Raw genomic sequence first — 436 nt, forward strand, 5'->3', positions numbered from 1 at the left:
CAATAGAATTTGGCAAGAAACACGGGATTGAAGTGTTATTAAACCCTGCGCCAGCATTACGGGAATTAGATATGTCTTATGCCTGTAAATGCGATTTCTTTGTACCTAATGAAACCGAGCTGGAAATATTAACCGGTATGCCAGTGGATACCTATGACCATATTCGCGCAGCGGCACGTTCGCTGGTAGATAAAGGGCTGAACAATATTATTGTCACCATGGGCGAGACAGGCGCGCTGTGGATGACGCGTGACCAGGAAGTCCATGTTCCGGCGTTTAGAGTGAACGCTGTTGATACCAGCGGCGCGGGCGATGCCTTTATCGGCTGTTTCGCGCATTACTACGTCCAGAGCGGGGATGTGGAAGCCGCCATGAAAAAAGCCGTCCTCTTTGCCGCTTTCAGCGTCACCGGGAAAGGCACCCAATCCTCTTATCC

At 50.5% G+C, this 436-nt stretch carries 1 protein-coding gene; it reads left to right on the top strand.

What is annotated here, in order from left to right; all coding sequences use genetic code 11:
• Positions 1 to 71 precede the first annotated feature (71 nt).
• Positions 72 to 436: PfkB family carbohydrate kinase (locus tag ACEWB7_RS17920; RefSeq protein ID WP_411581079.1), on the top strand; the 365-nt coding region annotated here is incomplete at its 3' end.

Origin of the sequence: Acinetobacter sp. NIOH-H-8, assembly GCF_046635365.1 — a bacterium.
Lineage (GTDB): Bacteria > Pseudomonadota > Gammaproteobacteria > Pseudomonadales > Moraxellaceae > Acinetobacter.